The 20,430-nt window shown below is 75.3% G+C and carries 19 protein-coding genes; 12 read left to right on the forward strand and 7 right to left on the reverse strand.

Annotated elements, in window-relative coordinates; all coding sequences use genetic code 11:
• Positions 1–25 precede the first annotated feature (25 nt).
• Positions 26–811 (forward strand): HAD-IA family hydrolase, encoded by a 786-nt coding sequence (locus tag AS188_RS06295; RefSeq protein WP_373865627.1) that lies wholly within the window; start codon positions 26–28, stop codon positions 809–811.
• Here AS188_RS06295 and AS188_RS06300 read toward each other — a convergent pair.
• The 3 genes from AS188_RS06300 to tmk are packed head-to-tail and all read right to left on the reverse strand — an operon-like array spanning position 763 to position 4,231.
• Positions 763–2,367 (reverse strand): alpha/beta hydrolase, encoded by a 1,605-nt coding sequence (locus AS188_RS06300; RefSeq protein WP_058858134.1) that lies wholly within the window; start codon positions 2,365–2,367, stop codon positions 763–765. The two genes, AS188_RS06295 and AS188_RS06300, sit on opposite strands and share 49 nt — an antisense overlap.
• Before the next feature lie 35 nt (positions 2,368–2,402).
• Complete coding sequence (locus tag AS188_RS06305) at positions 2,403–3,542, reverse strand: DNA polymerase III subunit delta' (RefSeq protein ID WP_058858135.1); 1,140 nt, start codon at positions 3,540–3,542, stop codon at positions 2,403–2,405.
• Entirely contained in the window at positions 3,539–4,231 is a 693-nt protein-coding gene (gene tmk, locus AS188_RS06310) for a dTMP kinase (RefSeq protein ID WP_236945069.1), read from the reverse strand. Before tmk ends, AS188_RS06305 begins: the two co-directional genes overlap by 4 nt.
• 90 nt (positions 4,232–4,321) lie before the next feature.
• Here tmk and AS188_RS06315 point away from each other — a divergent pair, with 90 nt between their 5' ends.
• Positions 4,322–5,503, forward strand: coding sequence for a trans-sulfuration enzyme family protein (locus AS188_RS06315; protein WP_058858137.1), 1,182 nt, complete (start codon positions 4,322–4,324; stop codon positions 5,501–5,503).
• Positions 5,504–5,512: 9 nt separating this feature from the next.
• Complete coding sequence (locus AS188_RS06320) at positions 5,513–5,824, forward strand: DUF2516 family protein (RefSeq protein ID WP_083529294.1); 312 nt, start codon at positions 5,513–5,515, stop codon at positions 5,822–5,824.
• A 30-nt stretch (positions 5,825–5,854) separates the two neighbouring features.
• Here AS188_RS06320 and AS188_RS06325 read toward each other — a convergent pair whose 3' ends face one another.
• Positions 5,855–6,622, reverse strand: coding sequence for a class I SAM-dependent methyltransferase (locus tag AS188_RS06325; protein ID WP_058858138.1), 768 nt, complete (start codon positions 6,620–6,622; stop codon positions 5,855–5,857).
• A gap of 185 nt (positions 6,623–6,807) precedes the next feature.
• Between AS188_RS06325 and AS188_RS06330 the strand changes: the two genes are divergently transcribed.
• Positions 6,808–7,566, forward strand: a complete 759-nt coding sequence (locus AS188_RS06330) for a phosphoglyceromutase (protein WP_058858139.1) — start codon at positions 6,808–6,810, stop codon at positions 7,564–7,566.
• A gap of 84 nt (positions 7,567–7,650) precedes the next feature.
• On the opposite strand, the gene phoU is transcribed toward AS188_RS06330, so the two are convergent.
• Positions 7,651–8,343 (reverse strand): phosphate signaling complex protein PhoU, encoded by a 693-nt coding sequence (gene phoU / locus AS188_RS06335; RefSeq protein WP_058858140.1) that lies wholly within the window; start codon positions 8,341–8,343, stop codon positions 7,651–7,653.
• A 213-nt stretch (positions 8,344–8,556) separates the two neighbouring features.
• On the opposite strand from phoU, the gene AS188_RS06340 reads away from it, so the two are divergent.
• Both AS188_RS06340 and AS188_RS06345 read left to right on the forward strand, forming a co-directional pair.
• The gene (locus tag AS188_RS06340) at positions 8,557–9,783 is read left to right on the forward strand and encodes a sensor histidine kinase (protein WP_058858141.1); all 1,227 of its coding nucleotides are present in this window, start codon (positions 8,557–8,559) and stop codon (positions 9,781–9,783) included.
• A complete protein-coding gene (locus AS188_RS06345; protein WP_058858142.1) occupies positions 9,780–10,460 on the forward strand; it encodes a response regulator transcription factor in 681 nt (226 codons plus the stop codon). The genes AS188_RS06340 and AS188_RS06345 overlap by 4 nt, the downstream gene beginning before the upstream one ends.
• Positions 10,461–10,553: 93 nt before the next feature.
• Here the strand turns inward: AS188_RS06345 and AS188_RS06350 are convergent, their stop codons facing one another.
• Positions 10,554–11,102, reverse strand: coding sequence for a hypothetical protein (locus tag AS188_RS06350; RefSeq protein WP_058858143.1), 549 nt, complete (start codon positions 11,100–11,102; stop codon positions 10,554–10,556).
• A 155-nt stretch (positions 11,103–11,257) separates the two neighbouring features.
• Here AS188_RS06350 and AS188_RS06355 point away from each other — a divergent pair, with 155 nt between their 5' ends.
• Genes AS188_RS06355 through glgX form a run of 6 tightly spaced genes read left to right on the forward strand, consistent with a single transcriptional unit; the run spans position 11,258 to position 17,700 of the window.
• A complete protein-coding gene (locus AS188_RS06355) occupies positions 11,258–11,740 on the forward strand; it encodes a CarD family transcriptional regulator (protein WP_058858144.1) in 483 nt (160 codons plus the stop codon).
• A 14-nt stretch (positions 11,741–11,754) separates the two neighbouring features.
• Positions 11,755–12,531 carry a 2-C-methyl-D-erythritol 4-phosphate cytidylyltransferase gene (ispD, locus tag AS188_RS06360; protein WP_058858145.1) on the forward strand — a complete coding sequence of 259 codons (777 nt, stop codon included), beginning with the start codon at positions 11,755–11,757 and terminating at the stop codon, positions 12,529–12,531.
• The gene (gene ispF, locus AS188_RS06365; protein ID WP_058858146.1) at positions 12,528–13,007 is read left to right on the forward strand and encodes a 2-C-methyl-D-erythritol 2,4-cyclodiphosphate synthase; all 480 of its coding nucleotides are present in this window, start codon (positions 12,528–12,530) and stop codon (positions 13,005–13,007) included. Before ispD ends, ispF begins: the two co-directional genes overlap by 4 nt.
• A 49-nt stretch (positions 13,008–13,056) precedes the next feature.
• A complete protein-coding gene (cysS, locus tag AS188_RS06370; protein WP_147050511.1) occupies positions 13,057–14,487 on the forward strand; it encodes a cysteine--tRNA ligase in 1,431 nt (476 codons plus the stop codon).
• 35 nt (positions 14,488–14,522) lie between these two features.
• Positions 14,523–15,497, forward strand: coding sequence for a 23S rRNA (guanosine(2251)-2'-O)-methyltransferase RlmB (gene rlmB / locus AS188_RS06375; RefSeq protein WP_058858147.1), 975 nt, complete (start codon positions 14,523–14,525; stop codon positions 15,495–15,497).
• The gene (glgX, locus tag AS188_RS06380) at positions 15,484–17,700 is read left to right on the forward strand and encodes a glycogen debranching protein GlgX (protein ID WP_058858148.1); all 2,217 of its coding nucleotides are present in this window, start codon (positions 15,484–15,486) and stop codon (positions 17,698–17,700) included. Before rlmB ends, glgX begins: the two co-directional genes overlap by 14 nt.
• 57 nt (positions 17,701–17,757) lie before the next feature.
• On the opposite strand, the gene glgP is transcribed toward glgX, so the two are convergent.
• Entirely contained in the window at positions 17,758–20,355 is a 2,598-nt protein-coding gene (gene glgP, locus AS188_RS06385) for an alpha-glucan family phosphorylase (RefSeq protein ID WP_058858149.1), read from the reverse strand.
• Positions 20,356–20,430: the final 75 nt, after the last annotated feature.

The raw sequence follows: 20,430 nt of genomic DNA on the forward strand, positions 1-20,430 counted from the left end.
GCCGGACCCGCACCGGGAGGACGACGTGGGCATACCGGCCGAGACCGCACGAGGGCTGCGCCTGGCCTTCCTGGACATGTCGGGGACGATGTTCCACGACAGCGGCACCATGGAGCGCGCCTTCGCCCGCACCGTCGCCGACCTCGGGGTGGACCCGGACTCGGAGCGCTTCCGCGCGATGCTCGCCCACGTGCGGACCACGCTGGGGCAGTCGCGCACCGGTGTGCTCGAGCACCTGTTCGCGGAGGACCCGCAGCGCGCCGCGCGGGCCGTGCGCGGCTTCCGCCACCACCTGGACGAGCTGCTCGCCGCCGAGCCCGTGCGGCCGGTCGAGGGCGCCGAGGAGGCGGTGCACGCCCTGCGCGCGGCCGGGCTGCGGGTGTGCCTGGCCACCGGCTACGACCGGCACACCCAGAACACCCTCCTCGAGCAGCTGGGCTGGATGGGCCTGGCCGACCTGAGCCTGTGCCCCTCGGACGCGGGCCGCGGGCGGCCGTGGCCGGACATGGTCCTCACGGCCGTGCTCGCGCTCGACCTCGGCGACGTGCGGGAGGTGCTGGTCGTGGGGGACACCGCCGCCGACGTCCAGGCCGGGCTGCGGGCGGGCTCCGCCGCCGTGGCCGGCGTGCTGACGGGGGCCCACGACGAGGCGTCGCTGCGCGCCGCCGGCGCCCACGTCGTCGTCGGCTCCGTCCGGGACGTGCCCGCGCTGCTGGTCCCCGCCCGGGCGGCGGTCGCGGCGCGGGCGGCCCCCGGCCCGGCTCAGGAGCAGGTGGTCCCCTCCGCGGGCAGCTCGCCCTCGAGCAGGTAGGCGTCCACGGCCTCGCGCACGCACGCGCTGCCCGAGGTGTAGGCCGTGTGGCCCCAGCCGTCGTAGGTCAGCAGCCGGGCGTTGTCCAGCTGCTCCACGAGGGCCTGCGACCACGCGTAGGGCGTCGCGGGGTCGTGGACGGTGCCCACGACGAGCAGCGGGTCGCTGCCCTCGGCGTCGACCGCGCGCGGCTCCCCCTCGGCCTCCAGAGGCCAGCCCTGGCAGGCGGCCTCGCCGTAGCCCAGGTACGGGCCGAAGGTCGGGGAGCGCCGGGTGAGCTCCTCCTGGTGGGCGGCCAGCTGCTCGTCGGTGAGCGGGGAGTCGGGCTGGTCGAGGCAGCTGATCGCGGTGAACGCCACGGTCGTGTTGGTCGTGTACTCCCCCTCCGGGGAGCGCCCGTGCGTCGAGTCGGACAGCTGCAGCAGGGCCGTGGGGTCCCCCGCGAAGGCACTGCCCAGCGCCTCGTCGAGCCCCTCGTAGGTCGAGGGCGAGTACAGCGGCGCGAGGATGCCCTCCACGACGGAGGTGGCGGTGACCCGGCGCCCGTCGGCGGCGGTGAGCCCGCCCTCGGCCGCCGTGGCGATCAGCTCCTGGATCCGCTCGAGGGCCTGCTCCTCGGTGCCCTCGACGGCGCAGCCGCGGATCTCCTCCTGGCAGTGCCGGACCCAGTGCCGCAGCGTCCGCTCGAAGGACTCGGCCTGGTCGGCGATCGCCTCCGCGTTGCTCAGCGTCGGGTCCACGCCGCCGTCGAGCACCATCCGCCCCGCGCGCTCGGGGAACAGTTCGGCGTACACCGCCCCCAGGTGGGTGCCGTAGGAGAAGCCGAGGTAGTCCGTGCGCTCCTGGCCGAGCACGGCGCGCAGCACGTCCATGTCCCGGGCGGCGCTCTCCGTGCCGAGATGCCCGACGAGCTCCCCGGCCTCCTCGGTGCAGGCCCGCCCGAGCCGCTCGTACTGGTCCCGGATCTCGTCCACGGACTGGGTCTCCGGGTCGAAGGCCGGCTCCTGGCGCCAGGCGTCGAGCTCGGCGTCGTCGAGGCACTGCACCCCGGCGGAGCGGCCGACACCGCGCGGGTCGAAGCCCACGACGTCGTAGGCCTCCCGCACGTCGGCGGAGACCAGGCCCTCCGCACTGAGCATCGCGTCCACCCCCGAGACCCCGGGCCCGCCCGGGTTCAGCAGGAGGGCGCCACGGGACTCGCCGCCGGCGGCCAGGCGGGCCATGACCACCTCGGTGGTGGGCCCGGCGGGCTCGTCCCAGTCCACGGGCACCTCGACCGCCGCGCAGCGCAGGTCCCGGTCCGCCCCGCCGGTCTCCGCCTCGAACGCGCACGGCTCCCACCGCACGGTCTGCGCGTAGAACCCGCGCAGGTCCTCCGGCACGCCCTCGACCACCGCGCCGGTGGCCCCGCCCGAGGGGGCGTCGGCGGCCGGGTCCGCACCTGGGCCGGCGCACGCGCCCAGCAGCAGGACGGCGGCCGCCGCGGCGGCGGCCCGCCCGAGGGGAGGCCGCCCGGGGGTGCGGGCGGCGCGGCGGGGGAGGGCGGGGCGGCTCATGGGTCTCCTCAGGGGGGTCGGAGGGGGCGTAGGGCTCAGAGGAGGGAGACGGCCATCGCCTCGAAGGCCAGCTGGGCGCTGACGTTCGTGCGGATCCGCTCGCGGGTCCGGCTGATGGCATCGATCCGGTGCAGGGTCCGCTCCGGCGTGGTGTTGGCGGCGTGGTCGGCCAGCTCCTGGCCCAGGTGCTCGTTGACGAGCCCGGAACCGGTGCGCAGCTGCAGCGTGAGGACGTCGCGGTAGAACGTGGTGAGGTCGATGAGGAAGCGGTCCAGGGTGTCGGTCTGGATCCGCCGCGAGCGCCGCTTCTGGTCGGCCTCCAGCCGGTTGAGCGCCCCGCGGATCGCAGGGGGCACCCGTCCGGACTCGGGGGCGCCCAGCGCCACGAGCAGCTGCTTGCGCTCCTCCTCGTTGCGCGCCTCGGCGTCCGCCCGCGACTCCTCCACGGCGATCCGGTGCAGCCGGTCGGCCGCCCGCACGGCGTCCGGGACCCCTCCCAGCGCCAGGGGGAGGGAGACGACCTCCTGGCGGCGGGTGCGGGCGTCGTCGTAGAGGGCCAGGCGGGTGGCGATGCCCACGTGGGACTGGGCCAGCCGGGCGCTCTCCTCGGCCCGGCGGCGGTCCACCCCGTGGCGGCGGACCAGCAGCTCGGCGACGTCCGCGACGGCGGGGACCTTCAGGGTCGCGGGCCGGCACCGGGAGCGGATGGTCACGAGCACGTCCATGGGGCTCGGGGCGCACAGCAGCCACACCGTGCCCGGCGGCGGCTCCTCGACGGCCTTGAGCATCACGTTGGAGGTCCGCTCCGCCATGCGGTCCGCGTCCTCGACCACGATCACCCGGCGCCGGCCCACCGAGGGCTTGTCCTGGGCGCGCACCACGAGCTCGCGGGCCTCCTCGATGGTGATCTGCGGGTTCTCGGTGACGAAGTGGGTCAGGTCCGCGTGGGAGCTCGCGAGCACGGTGCGGCACGCCCGGCAGTGCCCGCAGCCGCGCTCCCGGGGGTCCTCGCGCTCGCACAGCAGGGCGGCGGCGAAGGCCAGGGCCGCGTTGGAGCGGCCGGATCCGGGCGGGCCGGTGAACAGCCACGCGTGGTGCGGCCGTTCCTCCCGCGCCGCCCGCTGCAGCTGCCCGACCACGGCCTCCTGCCCGATCAGCTGGTCCCACACGCTCACGCGCCCACCTCCGCGGCGGCCAGGCGCTCGTGCACGGCAGCGGCGACCGCCCCGGCGAGCTCGGCCTCGGGCCGGCCGGCGTCGAGCACCAGATAGCGCCCCGGGGACCGTGCGGCGAGGTCGAGGAACGCCCGGCGGACGGCGTCGTGGAACGCGTCCGGCTCCGTCTCGAGCCGGTCCCCGGCCCCGCCGTCGCGGTCCTCGCGGCGGGCGCGGCCGGTGCCGGCGGGGACGTCGAGCAGGACGGTGAGGTCGGGGACGAGGCCCGCGGCGGCCCACTCGTTGAGCTCGCGCACCCGGTCGGTGCCCAGCCCGCGCCCGGCGCCCTGGTAGGCGGCCGAGGAGTCCGCGAACCGGTCGCAGACCACGACGCGGCCGGCGGCCAGGGCGGGGCGGATCAGCTGCTCGGCGTGGGCGGCGCGGGCGGCGGCGAACAGCAGCGCCTCCGCGCGGGGGTCCACGGGGGCGTGGGCGGGGTCGAGGACGAGCTCGCGGATCCGTTCGCCCAGCGGGGTCCCGCCGGGCTCGCGGGTGCGCACGACCTCGTGGCCCTCGGCGCGCAGCGTCGCGGCCAGCCGCCGGGCCTGGGTGGACTTGCCCGCCCCGTCCCCGCCCTCGAGCACGACGAAGAGCCCGGGTCCTGCCGGGGCAGGCGCGGGCACGGGAGCGGGGTCCGCCGAGGAGGTCACGGGCCCAGCCTATCGACCCGGGCCGACGCCCGGGGCCCGGCAGCGGCGGCCGGGGACGGGGCGGGCGCCGGCGGCCGATACCCTGGGCCCATGACTGCGCGTCCCGACGACCTCGCCACCGCCCTGCCGCTGCACGGCGGACCCGACCTGCGCCCCGACACCGTGGTGGTGGCCGGGGGGCGGCCCGCCCCCGAGCACGACGCCCCGGTGGGGCCCTCGATCGTGCTGACCTCGACCTACCGGGGCGCCGGGGAGATCACGGCCGCGGACCGGGCCTACGGGCGCTTCGGCAACCCCACCTGGGAGGACCTCGAGGACGTGCTGGCCCGGCTCGAGGGCGCCCGCCTGCCGGGGCTGCTCTACGCCTCGGGGCTGGCCGCGGTCGCCTCGGTGCTGGCCCTGGTGCCCGCCGGAGGCCGGCTCGTGCTGCCGCGGCACAGCTACCAGGGGTCCCTGGCCCTGGCCGCGGACCTCGAGGCGCGCGGGCTGCTGCGGGTCGCGACCGTGGACGTCACCGACACGGACGCCGTGGTGGCCGCCCTCGACGGGGCGGACCTGCTGTGGCTGGAGAGCCCCACCAACCCGATGCTCGAGGTCGCCGACCTGCCGGCGCTGCTCGCGGCCGCCCGCGAGCGGGGCGTGCGCACGTGCGTGGACAACACCTTCGCGACGCCCCTCGCCCAGCGCCCCCTCGAGCTCGGCGCCGACGTCGTGGTGCACTCGGTGACGAAGTACCTGGCCGGCCACTCCGACGTCGTGCTCGGCGCGGCGGTGACCTCCGACCCGGGGCTGCGGGAGCGGCTGCACGGCCACCGCTCCCTGCACGGGGCGGTCCCGGGCCCCTTCGAGGCCTGGCTGGCGCTGCGCGGGGTGCGCACCCTCGCCGTGCGCGTCGAGCGCTCCGCGGCCACCGCCGGGGAGCTCGCCCGCCGGCTGCAGGACCACCCGGCGGTGCGGGAGGTCCGCTACCCGGGCCTGCCGGGGGACCCCGGCCACGCCCGGGCCGCCGCCCAGATGGCGAACTTCGGCTCGGTGCTCGCGATCGTCCTCGACGGCGACGCCGCCGGCGCGGAGGCGGTCGTGGACGCCCTGCGCCTGTGGACCCCGGCGACCTCGCTGGGCGGTGTCGAGTCCCTCGTCGAGCGGCGTCGGCGCCACCACGAGGAGCGGCACAGCGTCCCCGAGACCCTCCTGCGCCTGTCGGTGGGGATCGAGAACGTGGAGGACCTGTGGGCGGACCTCGACCGCGCCCTCTCCGGGGCGGACCGGTAGGCTGGCCCCGTGGAGCATGCCTGGGTCTTCTTACTCGTCCGCTGGATCGACCTCGTCCTGGCGGCGGTCGTCGCGGGGCTCGCCGTGTGGGCCCTGATCGACTGCCTCACCCGGTCGCCGGTCCAGTTCCAGCGCGCCTTCAAGCGCACCAAGGGCTTCTGGCTCGCCCTGACCGCCGGCGCCGCCGTGTTCTCGGTCCTGGGCGTGCTCGGCGGCGGGTCGCTGCTCATCGCCCTGATCGCCGCGACGATCGCCGGGGTCTACCTCGCCGACGTCCGCCCGGCCGTGTCCCTGGAGTCCAGGGGGCCCGGCAGCTGGTGAGCCCGTCCCGGGTCCCGCGCCCCGGACGCCTCAGGGGGCCACGGCCGCCCACCGGACGGTGACCTCGCCCAGCCGCCAGCGCACCGGGCCGTCGAGCAGCGGCCAGCCCTGCTCGCGCACCGCGCGGCAGGTCGCCACCCACCGCTGCCGCGCGCCGAAGGCCGCCAGCGGCGCCGCCGCGGACCACGCCGCGTCCAGGGCCGTCAGCCAGGCGTGCACCCGCTCGCCGGGGACGTTGCGGTGGATCAGGACCTTCGGCAGCCGCGGCGCCACGTCCGAGGGCCGCTCCACGGACCCGAAGCGGAACGAGAGGCTCAGCGAGCGCGGGCCCTCGGCGCCCACGGCCACCCAGGCGGCCCGCCGGCCGATCTCGTCGCAGGTCCCGTCCACGAGCACCCCGCCCGGGGCCAGCCGGGGGCGGAGCAGGTCCCACGCCCCGGCGACCTCCTCGACGGGGTACTGGCGCAGCACGTTGAAGGCCCGCACGACCACGGGGGCGCGCCCGCCGGTCGGCAGCTCGAAGCCCCCGACCCGGAAGTCCAGGCCCGGTCCGGCCAGCGGCCGGGCCGCGGCCACGCGCGCCGGGTCGATCTCGATGCCCAGGACCTCGGCGTCCGGGCGCACCGTGCGCAGCCGGTCGCGCAGCTCCACGGCGGTGGTGGGGGAGGCCCCGAAGCCCAGGTCCACCACCAGCGGGTCCGCGGCCGCGCGCAGCACGGGGGCCAGGGGCCCGGTGAGCCAGCGGTTGGCCCGGCGCAGCCGGTTGGGGTTCGTGGTCCCGCGCGTGACCGCGCCCACGGGCCGGGGCGGGGCGGCGGCGCGGGCGGTCCGGGCGGGGCGGGGCGGAGGGACCGGCCGGGGCGGAGGGGAGCGGGGGCGGTGGTCGCGGGCACGAGGGAGAATCCTAGCCGACCCGCCGCACGCCCCCGACATCCCGGGGGTCCGTGCCGTGCCCGCGGGCGCGCGGGTGGAAGAATGGGCCCATGACCAACGCATCCGCACCGTACAAGCTCGTCCTGCTGCGCCACGGCCAGTCCGACTGGAACGAGAAGAACCTGTTCACCGGCTGGGTCGACGTCGACCTCACCGAGAAGGGCCGTGCCGAGGCCGTCCGTGGCGGGGAGCTGCTCGTCGAGAAGGGCCTGGCCCCGGACGTGCTGCACACCTCGCTGCTGCGCCGGGCGATCACCACCGCTCACCTGGCCCTCGACCGGGCCGACCGGCACTGGATCCCCGTCAAGCGCTCGTGGCGGCTCAACGAGCGCCACTACGGCGCCCTCCAGGGCAAGGACAAGACCCAGGTGCGCGAGGAGTACGGCGACGAGCAGTTCATGGTCTGGCGCCGCTCCTACGACGTCCCGCCGCCCGCGCTCGAGGACTCCTCCGAGTTCTCGCAGGCCGGCGACCCGCGCTACGCCGGGGTCGAGGACGCCCCGCGCACCGAGTGCCTCAAGGACGTGCTCGAGCGCTTCCTGCCCTGGTGGGAGGAGGAGATCGTGCCCGATCTGGAGGCCGGGCGCACGGTGCTGGTCGCCGCGCACGGCAACTCGCTGCGCGCGCTGGTCAAGCACCTCGACGGGATCTCCGACGAGGACATCGCGGGGCTGAACATCCCCACCGGCATCCCGCTGTACTACGAGCTCGACGAGGACCTGCGTCCCGTGGTCGCCGGCGGCACCTACCTCGACCCCGAGGCCGCGGCCAGCTCGATCCAGGCGGTGGCGAACCAGGGCAAGAAGTAGCCCCGACGGCCGGAGGGCCGGGTTCCCCCACGGGGAACCGGCCCTCCGGCCGTGCCGGCCCCCGGGAGGAGGGCCCGGGGCGGCTCAGGCGTCGGTGCCGATGTGGCCGTGGCCGGTGGGCCGGTCGGCGGAGGCCGGCACCCAGTCGCCGGTCACGAGGTAGGCGACCTTGCGCGTGACCGACACGCCGTGGTCGCCGATGCGCTCGAGGTAGCGGGAGCACAGGGTGACGTCCACGGCCGTGGGCACGGAGGAGTCCCAGTCCGGGGCGGCCAGCGCCTCGAAGACGGACTGGTGCAGGGTGTTGATCTCGCCCTTGAGCGCGTAGATGTCGTCGGCCAGGGACAGGTCGCGGGTCTGCAGCACGGAGATCACGCGCTCGACGATCTGCAGGTCCAGGTCGATCATCCGGGTGAAGGTCGGCACGAGGGACTCGGGGATCACCTGCTGCGGGTAGCGCAGCCGCACCAGCTGGGCGAGGTGCCGGGCGAGATCGCCCATCCGCTCGAGCGAGGCGCTCATCCGCAGGGCGCCCACGATCATCCGCAGGTCGGAGGCCACGGGGCTCTGCAGGGCGAGGATGTCGATGGACCGCTCGTCGAGGTCGTTCTGGAGGAAGTCGATGCGCGCGTCGTTGGAGATGACCTCCTCGGCGAGCTGGATGTCGGCGTCGAAGAGGGCCTCCTTCGACTTCGCGAGGGCCTCGCGCACGAGGGTCGCGATCTGGATGAGCTCCTCTCCGACCTGGTGGAGTTCTGCCTGGAAAACCTTGCGCACGGATGCGTCCTTTCGAGATGCGGCGACGTCCTCGGCGCCTGCGACGGGGCCGTCGCGGGAGCGGGAGGGGACCGGGCGGCGGCGGGCACACCCGCCGTCACGGTTCCACCCCGGGATGAACCTGCGCTCATCTTAGGATGAACGTTCGCTGAACCCCCAGCACGTGACGTCCCGGGCGGCCCCCGGGCGCGGGGCTGCGCCTAAGCTGGGTCCGTGACTCCCACCGCCATCGCCGTCGTCGCGGGCCTGATCGGCTTCGCCCTCGGGATCAGCGGCCTGGTCGCCCTGCAGGTCAGCGCCCGGAGCCGCCGCGACCGCGCCGACGTCCAGGAACCCGCCCTGCCCGACGGCGCCGCCGACGTCCTGTCCGTGACCGGGCGGGCCTACGTCGTCGTCGACGGCGTCGACGGCGTGGTCCGGGCCTCCCCGGCCGCCTACGCCCTGGGCCTGGTCCGGGGCCACACGGTGGTCCACGAGCAGATGCTGGAGATGGTCGGGCGCGCCCGGCGCAACGGGGTGATCGAGGAGCGGCGGATCGAGCTGGCCCGGGGGCCCTTCGGCTCCGGCGGCGTCGTCCTGGACGTGCGGGTCGCCCCGATCGCCGAGGAGTACATCCTGCTGCTCGCCGACGACCAGACCGAGATCGTCCGGGCCCAGTCGGTGCGCAACGACTTCGTCGCCAACGTCTCCCACGAGCTCAAGACCCCCGTCGGGGCGATCGGGCTGCTCGCGGAGGCGATCGAGGACGCCGCCGACGACGAGGACGCGGTGCGCCGCTTCGCCTCCCGCCTGCACAAGGAGTCGGTGCGCCTGAGCGCACTGGTCCAGGACATCATCGAGCTCTCCCGCCTGCAGGGCGCGGACGTGGTCACCGAGGGCCGGCCCGTGGACCTCAACCGCGTCGTCGCGGAGGCGGTGGACCGCAACCGCACCCCGGCGGAGAACCGCCGGATCGAGATCGTCGTGGGCGGGCGGGTGGAGCGGCCCGTGTTCGGGGACCCCGACCTGCTCGTGACGGCCCTGCGCAACCTCGTGGACAACGCGGTGCGCTACTCGCCCGAGGGCACCCGCGTGGGCGTGGGCCTGCGGGAGCGGGACGGGATGGCGCAGGTCTCCGTCACCGACCAGGGCCCCGGCATCCCCCTCGACGAGCAGGACCGCATCTTCGAGCGCTTCTACCGGGTGGACACCGCCCGGTCCCGCCAGACCGGGGGCACCGGCCTCGGCCTGAGCATCGTCAAGCACGTGATGTCCCAGCACGGCGGGGAGGTGGGCGTGTGGTCGCAGCCCGGCCGCGGCTCCACCTTCACGCTGCGCATCCCCCAGCTCGAGGACGCCGGTGCCGCCACGGGCGGCGCCGGCGCCGCGGGCGCCGACCCAGCGACCCCGCGCTCCCTCGCCCCCGCGGCGGGGAGCGGGAAGACGGAGGACCGACAGTGACCCGCATCCTGATCGTCGAGGACGAGGAGTCCCTCAGCGACCCCCTGGCCTACCTGCTCGGGAAGGAGGGGTTCGAGGTGCAGGTCGTGGACAACGGCCTGGACGCCGTGTCCGAGTTCGACCGCGCCGGCGCCGACCTGCTGCTGCTGGACCTCATGCTCCCCGGGCAGTCGGGCACCGAGGTGTGCCGGCAGGTCCGGCAGCGCTCGTCCGTGCCGATCATCATGCTCACCGCCAAGGACGCGGAGATCGACAAGGTCGTGGGCCTCGAGCTCGGCGCCGACGACTACGTGACCAAGCCCTACTCCTCCCGCGAGCTCGTCGCCCGGATCCGGGCGGTGCTGCGCCGCCAGGGGGAGCCGGAGGAGCTGGTCTCCGGGACCGTGCAGGCCGGGCCCGTGCGGATGGACGTCGAGCGCCACGTGGTCACGGTGCAGGGCCGGCCGGTGGCGATGCCGCTCAAGGAGTTCGAGCTGCTGGAGATGCTGCTGCGCAACGCCGGGCGGGTGCTCACCCGCGGCCAGCTGATCGACCGGGTCTGGGGCTCGGACTACGTCGGCGACACCAAGACCCTCGACGTGCACGTCAAGCGGCTGCGCGCGAAGATCGAGCCCGACCCCTCCTCCCCGCGGCACCTGGTGACGGTCCGCGGGCTGGGCTACAAGTTCGAGCCCTGAGCCGTCCCGCCCCGGGACGCGCGAGGGCCCGGGACCCCGCGGGGTCCCGGGCCCTTCGGCGCGCCGGGCGGAGCGTGCTCCCTGGGGGTGGGGTCAGTGCCCGCCCTCCTGGCCCACCATCTCGTCGAGGGGCTTCGGCGTGTTGGAGGGATTGGCCGGGGTGGTCGGGGCGCCGCCCGGGACGAACTCGGCGTAGCGGGGGTAGGTGTGGTCCAGCACGGGCACCTGGTCGGTGTGGGTCGCGCCGTCCGTGCGGAACTCCGTCTCGACCATCAGCCCCGGCTCGGCGCCGGCGCGCTCGACGAGCACCGGCTCGGCCTCCTCGAGGGACACGGTCCCGTTGGCGGGGACCGTGATCTCGGCGGTGGCCCCGTCCACGTCCATCGTCAGGGTCGCCTCCTGGTCGCCGTCGTTGACGACGGTGCCCAGCACCCGGCCCTGCTCGTCGGCGCCGGTGGCCACGATGAGCAGGTTCGTCAGCTTGAGGTCGCCGACCTCCTGCACGATCCCGTCCGCGGCCGAGTACTGCATGGTCGTGGCCGCCGGGTTGATGTACCCGCACCCGGAGGCGGTCAGCAGGGCGGCCAGGGCGGCGGCGCTGAGGCCTGCGCGCTTCAGGGACTTGCGGGCGGGGGTCTTCACGGCGCGTACTCCTCGGAGCTCAGGACGATGTCCCTCCCAGCTTATCCGTTTGCCGACGGATCGTCCGCATCGCCGTGCCCCGCGGCCGGTCCCGGCGCGGGCCGGGCGAATCCTACGCCGTGTTAGAATGGGAGTTCTGAAAGGGGTATTTCCATATGGTTTTTGAGGTTGGCGAGACGGTCGTTTACCCGCACCACGGCGCGGCGACCATCGAGGAGATCAAGACCCGCACCGTCAAGGGCGAAGAGAAGATGTATCTCAAGCTCAAGGTGACCCAGGGCGATCTCGTCATCGAGGTCCCCGCGGAGAACGTCGACCTGGTGGGCGTGCGCGACGTCGTCGACGAGGACGGGCTGAAGAAGGTCATCTCGGTCCTGCAGGCCAAGGACACCGAGGAGGCCAGCAACTGGTCCCGCCGCTACAAGGCCAACCTCGAGAAGCTGGCCTCCGGCGACGTCCTGAAGGTGGCCGAGGTCGTGCGCGACCTGTGGCGCCGCGACCGCGACCGCGGCCTGTCGGCCGGTGAGAAGCGGATGCTCACGAAGGCCCGCCAGATCCTCACGAGCGAGCTCGCGCTGGCGAAGAAGATCGACGAGGAAGAGGCCGAGAAGCGCCTCGACGACATCCTGGCCGCCTGAGGCCCCGTCCCCGCGTGAGCGCAGACGCACCCACGACGACGGCGGACCCGCCCACCCCGGGCGGGTTCGCCGCCGTCGTCGTCGCGGCCGGGTCCGGGACCCGGCTCGGCCACGGCATGCCCAAGGCCCTCGTCCCCCTCGGTGGGCGGCCGCTGCTGGCCCACGCCCTGGAGGGCGTGCGCGCCGCCGGCGTGGCGGGGCGCACGGTCGTCACGGTCCCGGCCGGGGACACCGAGCTCTCCGCGCTCGCCCGCGCCTGCGGGGCCGAGCCCGTCGAGGGCGGGGCCACCCGGGCGGAGTCGGTGCGCCGGGCCCTGGCCGTCCTGGCGGGCGAGCGGCCCGCCGGGGTGCTCGTCCACGACGCCGCGCGCTGCCTCACCCCGCCGGCGGTGCTGCGCGCCGTGGCCGACCGGGTGCGCGCCGGGGCGCGCGCCGTCGTGCCCGTGGTGCCGGTCGTGGACACCGTCCGGCGGGTCGACGACGACGGCCGGTCGCTGGGCACCGTCGACCGCTCCGCGCTGCGGGCGGTGCAGACCCCGCAGGGCTTCGACGCCGCGCTGCTGCGCGCGGTCCACGCCGCGGCGGAGGCCGCCGGGACCGACCCCGCGGCGATCACCGACGACGCCTCCCTCGTGGAGGCCCACGCCCCGGGCACCCCCGTGGAGACCGTCCCCGGCCACGAGCACGCCTTCAAGGTGACCCGGCCGCTGGACCTGCTGCTCGCGCAGGCCCTCCTGGAGCAGGCCCGGGACCGTGCCCGACCCGACCCCCGAGGAGCCCTGCGCCCGTGATCCTGCCCCGCACCGGCGTCGCCGTCGACGTCCACGCCTTCGGCCCCGAGGGCACGCCCCTGTGGCTGGCCGGCCTCGAGTGGCCCGGGGAGACCGGCCTGGCCGGGCACTCCGACGGCGACGTCGTGGCCCACGCCGCGGCCGACGCCCTGTTCTCCGCCGCCGGCACGGGCGACCTCGGCTCCGTCTTCGGCGTGGACCGCCCCGACATGGCCGGCGCCTCCGGGGTGCGGGTCCTCGGCGAGGCCGCGGCCCTCGTGCGCGCGGCCGGGTTCGAGATCGGCAACGTGGCCGTCCAGCTGGTCGGCCAGCGCCCCCGCTTCGCGCCCCGCCGGGCCGAGGCCGAGGCCGTGCTCTCCGCGGCCGCCGGCGCGCCGGTGACGGTCAGCGCCACGACCTCCGACCACCTCGGCTTCCCGGGCCGGGAGGAGGGCCTGGCGGCGGTCGCGACCGCCCTCGTGGTGGCCCGCGGCTGAGGCGCGGCCCGCCCCGGGCGGGCGCGGGCCCGCCGTTATGATGGGCCGTGTGACTCTGCGCTTCTACGACACCGCGACCGCCACCGTGCGGGACTTCCAGCCCGTCCACCCCGGTGAGGCCCGGCTGTACTACTGCGGCGCCACCGTGCAGGGGATGCCGCACATCGGCCACGTGCGCTCGGCGCTGGTCTTCGACCTGCTCGCCCGCTGGCTGGCCTTCCGCGGCCTGCGGGTGACCACGGTGCGCAACGTCACCGACATCGACGACAAGATCCTCGCCAACGCGGCCGCGTCCTTCGCCCCCGACTACGCCGGGGACCACCCGTGCGAGCCGTGGTGGGCGCTGGCCTACCGCTTCGAGCAGGTCTTCACCGCCGCCTACGACGCGATCGGCATCGCCCGCCCCACCTACGAGCCGCGCGCCACCGGGCACGTGCCCGAGATGCACGCGCTGATCCAGCACCTCGTCGACGCCGGCCACGCCTACCCGGCCCCCGACGGCTCCGGGGACGTCTACTTCGACGTCCGCTCGTGGGAGCGCTACGGGGAGCTGACCCACCAGTCCGTCGAGGACATGCAGGCCGCCCCGGACGCCGACCCCCGCGGCAAGCGCGACCCCCGCGACTTCGCCCTGTGGAAGGGCCACAAGGAGGGCGAGCCCGCGACCGCCCGCTGGGACTCTCCCTGGGGGCCCGGCCGCCCCGGCTGGCACCTGGAGTGCTCGGCGATGGCCGCGAAGTACCTGGGCGAGCATTTCGACATCCACGGCGGCGGGCTCGACCTGCGCTTCCCGCACCACGAGAACGAGCTGGCCCAGTCCGCCGCGGCGGGGCAGCGCTTCGCGGGCCTGTGGCTGCACAACGGCATGGTCACCTACGCCGGGGAGAAGATGTCCAAGTCCGTGGGCAACACCGTCTCCCCGGCCGAGATGCTCGCCGAGGCCCGCCCGCTGGCGGTGCGCTACTACCTCGGCCAGGCCCACTACCGCTCGGTCCTCGACTACCGCCCGGGGTCGCTGGCCGAGGCCACGGCCGCCGTCGAGCGCGTCGAGGCGTTCCTGCGCGCCGCCCGGACGTCGGGGATCGACCTCGCCCGGTCGCCCGAGGACGTTCCCCCGGGCTTCGCGGACGCGATGGACGACGACCTCAACGTCCCGCAGGCGCTGGCCGTGCTGCACGAGAGCGTGCGCGCCGGCAACTCCGCCCTCGCCGCGGGCGAGGACGCCGCCGGCCCCGCCCGGGCCGTGGCGGCGATGGCCGAGGTCCTGGGCCTGTCCGGGCTGATGGACCTGGGCGGGGGCGGCTCCGGCGCCGCCGAGCACGCCGCCCTGGACGTGCTCGTGCGCTCCCTGCTCGCCCAGCGGGAGCAGGCCCGCGCCGCGAAGGACTGGGGGCGGGCCGACGCGATCCGCGACGAGCTGGCCGCCGCCGGCGTCGTCGTGCGCGACGGCGCCGAGGGCTCCTCCTGGGCCCTGGCCTGACCGACCGACCGACCGCCGACCGAACAGAGGTACCCATGTCAGCCCCCAGGCGCCCCGGCGCGATCCGCAAGAAGAAGAAGGGCCCGCTCGTCGGCACGGGCGGGCACGGCCGCAAGGCCCTCGAGGGCAAGGGCCCCACGCCGAAGGCCGAGGACCGCCCCTACCACAAGGCGCACAAGCAGAAGAAGGCCGCCGAGCGCCGCCAGCAGCCCGCCGGCGCCCGGTCCCGCAACCCCCGCGGGAAGGTGCACGAGGACCTCGTGACCGGGCGCAACTCGGTGCTCGAGGCGCTGCGGGCCGAGATCCCCGCCAAGGCGCTCTACGCCGCGGCCCGCCTCGACGTCGACGACCGGGTCCGCGAGATCCTGCAGACCTGCGCCGAGCGGGGGATCCCCGTGCTGGAGGCCTCGAAGGCGGAGCTCGACCGGCTCACCCTCGACGCCGTGCACCAGGGGGTGGCCCTGCAGGTGCCGCCCTACGAGTACCGGGACGCGGTCGAGACCGGCCGCACCCTGCTCGCGCAGTGGCAGAAGCGCCACGTCCGGCGCCCCCCGCTGCTCGTGGCCCTCGACGGGATCACCGACCCCCGCAACCTCGGGGCCATCATCCGCAGCGTCTCGGCGTTCTCGGGCAGCGCCGTGGTCGTGCCCGAGCGACGCTCCGTGGGCGTGACCGCGACCGCGTGGAAGACCAGCGCCGGTGCGGCCGCCCGGGTGCCCGTGACGCGTGCCGCCAACCTCAACCGGGCCCTCGAGGAGCTCAAGGCCATGGGCTACTTCGTGGTCGGCCTCGACGGGGACGGCGACGTCGACCTGCCCGGGCTCGAGCTGGCCACCGAGCCGCTGGTCGTCGTCGTCGGCTCGGAGGGCAAGGGCCTGTCCCGCCTCGTCGCCGAGAACTGCGACCAGATCGTCTCGATCCCCATCGACTCCGCGATGGAGTCGCTCAACGCGTCGATGGCCGTCGGGATCGCGCTCTACGAGGTGTCGCGGCGCCGTGCCGGCTCCTGAGCCCCGGGACGAGGGCGCCGGCCGCGACGCGTCCCGTCCCCACCCGTTGGGGATCCACCCCTCGGCGGCGCGGGACGGCAGCGCCAACGTGGCCGTCTACGCCCCCGGGGTCCAGGACCTCGACCTGGTCTACCGGCTCCCAGGCGGGCCCTGGCGGCGCCGGCGGCTGCCCGGGCGCACCGGGGCGGTCCACCACGGGACCGTGCCCCCGCCCGAGCCCCAGCGGCTCTCCGCGGCCGGCTGGGGGTGGCTGCGCCACCGCGACGAGTCCCCGGCGCTGCCCGCGGGCACCGAGTACGGCTTCGTGCCCGCCGACTCGCCCGTGGCCACCGGGCCCCGGGCGCCCGGGCCCGCCGACCGGCAGGTCCTCCTCGACCCCTACGGCACGGGCCTGACCCGCCTCGCCCCGCCGCCCGGGGTCGAGGATCCGGGCCCCGACGCCTACGGCGGCCGCTACGTCTCGGTGATCACCCACCAGGACTTCGACTGGGACGGGGACCGGCCCCCGGAGCGGCCCTGGCGGGACACGGTCGTCTACGAGGCCCACGTGAAGGGCCTGACCGCCCGCCACCCCGGCATCCCCCCGGAGCTGCGCGGCACCTACGCCGGACTGGCCCACCCCGTGATGGTCGAGCACCTCACCTCCCTCGGGATCACGGCCGTGGAGCTGCTGCCCGTGCACGCCCACCTCGACGAGCCCCACCTGACCGCCCTGGGCCTGAGCAACTACTGGGGGTACAACACGCTGGGCTTCTTCGCCCCGCACGCCGGCTACGCGACCGGGGCCGCCCTGGCCCGGGGGCCGCAGGGCGTGCTCGAGGAGTTCAAGGCCATGGTGCGCGACCTGCACCGCGCCGGGCTCGAGGTCTACCTCGACGTCGTCTACAACCACACCGCCGAGGCCGGCCAGGACGAGCCCGCCTACTGCTGGCGCGGCCTGGGCGACACCGCCTACTACCGCCACGGCGACGACGGCCGCTACGTGGACGTCACCGGCTGCGGCAACTCCGTGAACTTCGGCAACCCGCGCGTGGTGCAGATGGCCCTGGACTCGCTGCGGTACTGGGTGCAGCAGTGCCACGTGGACGGCTTCCGCTTCGACCTCGCCCCCGAGCTCGCCCGCGACGAGCGCCACCGGTTCACCCGCAACCACCCGTTCCTCGTGGCGGTCGGCGCGGACCCGGCACTGCACGGGGTCAAGCTGATCGCCGAGCCCTGGGACGTGGGCATGGGCGGCTGGCAGACCGGGCACTTCCCGGAGGGCTGGGCCGACTGGAACGACCGGTTCCGGGACACGGTGCGCGATTTCTGGCTCACCGGCCCCCGGTCGATGAGCGTGGGCGGGGACGGGGGCAACGCCGCCCGGCTCGCGGGCGCGCTCGCCGGCTCGGCCGAGATGTTCGCCGCCTCCGGGCGCACCGCCCTGGCCTCCCTGAACTTCGTCACCGCCCACGACGGCTTCACCCTCGCCGACCTCGTGGCCTACGACAACAAGCACAACCAGGCCAACCTCGAGCGCAACCGGGACGGCACCAACGACAACCACTCGTGGAACCACGGGGCGGAGGGGCCCGCCCGGGACGCGCGGATCCGCGCCGACCGGGCACAGACGGCGCGCAACCTCATGGCCACGCTGCTGTTCTCGCAGGGGGTGCCCATGATCACCGCCGGCGACGAGATCGGCCGCACCCAGGGCGGGAACAACAACGCCTACTGCCAGGACAACGAGATCTCCTGGGTCGACTGGCGCCTGACCCCCGCGGCGCGGGCGATGCTCACGGCCACGAAGGCGCTGATCACGGTGCGCCGGGAGTTCCTGGCCGGGCAGCCGGCGCACTTCCCGACCCGCCCGGACGAGGTGCTCATGCACTGGTTCGGCCCCGACGGCGAGCCCATGACCGCCGCCGACTGGCAGCGCCCGGGGGCGCGCACCATCCAGGTGCTCATCGGCTCCCGGGGCGGGCGGATCACGGGGCTGATGGTCGTCAACGGGGCGAGCGCGGACATGTCCGTGACCTTCCCGTCCCTCACGGGGCTCGTCGCGCCCGACGCGGACGGGGAGACCCGTGCGCAGGTCGGCGGCGTCTTCTCGCTCGTGCACAGCACGGCCTCGGTGCTCTACGGCCGCTACGGCACGCGCTTCGCCTCCGGGCGGGCCCAGGGCGTCCCGGCGAGCTCCGTGAGCCTGTTCCGGCTGCTGTGAGACCTCCGCCGGCCCGGCCCCCGTTCGGGGACCGGGCCGGCGGACGACGGCGGGGCCTCAGGCGTTGGCGACCAGCCCCAGCTCCGCCCGGTCGGCGACCGCCGGGTGGTGGGGCAGCAGCCGCACGGTGTAGCCGAAGGGCCCCGAGCGGTCGATGGTCACGGATCCCGTGAAGCGGTGCCTGCCCCCGCCCAGGTCCTCGGCGGGGACCAGGCACGCGTGCCGGCGCTCGTGGATGTGGTCGGAGTCGGAGACCCGGCCGTAGCCGATCTCCGCCTGCACGTCCTCGGGGCCCAGGGCGCCGAGGCTGACGTAGGCGTGGACGGTGAGCTCGTCGCCGATCTGCGGCTCCAGCTCCACGCCCTCGGCGTCGACGTGCTCGACCGTCACGTGCGGCCACGCCTCGCGCACCCGGCGCACCCACCGGGAGGTCGCGCGGGCGGCGGCGTGGTCGTCGGCGGCGGCCTCCCGGCCGGAGCGGGCGGCGGGGAGGTAGAGCTCCCGGACGTAGTCCTCGAGCATCCGCTTGGCCGAGACCCGCGGGCCGAGGGTGGCCAGGGTGTGCTTGACCATGGCCAGCCACTGGTGCGGCACGCCGTCGTCGGCGGGGTCCGAGCCCTCGGCCGTCTCCCCGTAGAAGCGCGGGGCCACATGGTTCTCGATCAGCTCGTAGAGGGCCGCGGCCTCGATGTCGTCGCGCTCGTCGGGGTCCGCGCCGTCGTCGGCGGTGGGGATGGCCCAGCCGTTCTGCCCGTCGTACATCTCGTCCCACCACCCGTCGAGCACGGAGAGGTTCAGCCCGCCGTTGAGGGCGGCCTTCATCCCGGAGGTCCCGCACGCCTCGAGGGGGCGCAGGGGGTTGTTGAGCCACACGTCGCAGCCCGGGAACAGGGTCCGGGCCATCGCGATGTCGTAGTTGGGCAGGAACACGATGCGGTGGCGCACCTCGGGGTCGTCGGTGAAGCGCACCAGGTCCTGGATCAGCCGCTTGCCCTGCTCGTCGGCGGGGTGGGACTTGCCGGCCACGACCAGCTGGACCGGCCGGTGCCGGTCCAGCAGCAGGCGCTTGAGCCGCTGCGGGTCGCGCAGCATCAGCGTCAGGCGCTTGTAGGTGGGCACGCGCCGGGCGAAGCCGATGGTCAGCACGTCGGGGTCGAGCACCGCGTCGGTCCAGGCGAGCTCGGCGTCGGCCGCGCCGCGGGCCTTCCACGAGGCCCGCAGCCGGGTCCGCACGTCCGCCACGAGCTCCTCGCGCAGGCGCCGGCGCACGGCCCACAGCCGGGCGTCGTCCACGGCGTAGATCTGCCGCCAGCGCGCCGCCCGGTCGAGGTCGGACCCGTGCGGGTCCAGGGCGAGCTCGGCGATGCGCGGGTCGATCCACGTGGTGACGTGCACGCCGTTGGTGATCGAGCCGATCGGCACCTCGTCCGTGTCGAAGCCCGGCCACAGCCCCTGGAACATCTGCCGGGAGACGGTCCCGTGGAGCTTGGCCACGCCGTTGGCCCGCTGGGCCAGGCGCAGGCCCATGACCGCCATGTTGAACTTGCCCGGGTCCCCGCCGGGGTAGTCCTCGGCGCCCAGGGCGAGGATCTCCCGGGTGGGCACGGAGGGGGCGAGGCCGGCCTCGAAGAAGTGCTCGATCTGCGCCCGCTCGAACCGGTCGATGCCCGCGGGGACGGGGGTGTGCGTGGTGAAGACCGTGCTGCACCGCACCGCGGTCAGCGCCTCCTCCCACGTGAGCACGCCCGCGCCGCGGGCCGGGTCCATCAGCTCGGCGACGCGCTCGATGCCGGCGAAGCCGGCGTGGCCCTCGTTGCAGTGGTAGACGTCGGGCTCGGGGGCGCCGGTGAGCCGGCAGAAGGCGCGCAGCGCCCGCACCCCGCCCATCCCGAGCAGCAGCTCCTGCTGGAGCCGGTGGTCCCCGCCGCCGCCGTAGAGCCGGTCGGTGACGCTGCGGGCGTGGTCGTCGTTGTCCGGGATGTCGGAGTCGAGCAGCAGCAGCGGCACCCGGCCCACGTCGGCCCGCCACACGTGGGCGGAGAGGCAGCGGCCGTCCGGCAGCGGCACGCCCACCCGCACCGGCGTACCGTCCTCCTCGCGCAGCAGCGTCAGGGGCATCCCGTCCGGGTCCAGCACCGGGTAGGTCTCCTGCTGCCAGGCGTCGCGCGAGAGCGACTGCTTGAAGTAGCCGTGCTGGTAGAACAGGCCCACGCCGACCACCGGGACCCCGAGGTCCGAGGCGCTCTTGAGGTGGTCCCCGGCGAGGATGCCGAGGCCGCCGGAGTACTGGGGCAGCACCGAGGTGATGCCGTACTCGGCGGAGAAGTAGGCGATCGAGCGCGGCGCGTCCGCCGGCTGCGTCAGCTGGTACCAGCGGTCCTCGGTGAGGTAGCGGTCCAGGTCCGCGTCGAGCTCCTCGATCCGGCGCACGGTGGGGGCGTCGGCGGCGATCTGCTGGATCTCCTCGCGGGTCAGCGACCCCAGCAGCCGGACCGGGTCGCCGTGGACCGCCTCCCAGGCCTGGGGGTTGAGCTCGGCGAAGAGCTCCTCGGTGGGCCGGTCCCAGGACCAGCGCAGGTTCCTGGCCAGGCGGCTCAGCGGGGCGATGGACTCCGGCAGCACGGTGCGCACGGTGAATCTACGAATGGCCTTCACGCGGTCAGACTACCCGCGGGCACGCCGCGCGGTGACGGTCAGCGCGCTTAACGATCACCGGCTTTGTCGCTAACG

This window comes from Kocuria flava, from assembly GCF_001482365.1.
In the GTDB taxonomy this organism is placed as follows: domain Bacteria; phylum Actinomycetota; class Actinomycetes; order Actinomycetales; family Micrococcaceae; genus Kocuria; species Kocuria flava.